Below are 538 nucleotides of genomic sequence, written 5' to 3' on the forward strand. Positions count from 1 at the left end.
GCCTTCAACCGCTCCCGCGCGACGTGCGTGTAGATGGTGGTGGTGGAGATGTCCGCATGCCCCAGCAGCATCTGCACCGCGCGCAGGTCGGCGCCGTGGTTCAGCAGGTGGGTCGCGAACGCGTGGCGCAGCGTGTGCGGCGACAGCGGTGCATGGATGCCGGCCTGCAGTGCGTACTTCTTGACGAGCYGCCAGAACATCTGCCGTGTCATCGGCCCGCCGCGGCCGGTGACGAACAGGGCGTCGCTCGCCTGGCCCTTCAGGATGTCGGCGCGCGCCTCGTCGAGGTAGCGCCGCAGCCACGCATGCGCCTCGTCGCCGAACGGCACGATGCGCTCTTTCGAGCCCTTGCCGGTGACGCGCAGCGCGCCATCCGAGAGCCCGAGGTGCACGGCTTTCAGCGTGACCAGTTCACTCACGCGCAGCCCGCTCGCATACATCAGTTCGAGCATCGTGCGGTCGCGCAGGCCGAGCGGCGTGTCGACATCGGGCGCCTTCAGCAGCGCCTCGACCTGGGCTTCGCTCAGCGTCTTCGGCA

At 69.1% G+C, this 538-nt stretch carries 1 protein-coding gene; it reads right to left on the reverse strand.

All coding sequences use genetic code 11. The features are described from left to right. Positions 1 to 538: tyrosine recombinase (locus AC1D12_RS35025; RefSeq protein WP_477845634.1), on the reverse strand; the 538-nt coding region annotated here is incomplete at both ends.

The organism is Rhizobacter sp. P1_G5 (assembly GCF_056405435.1).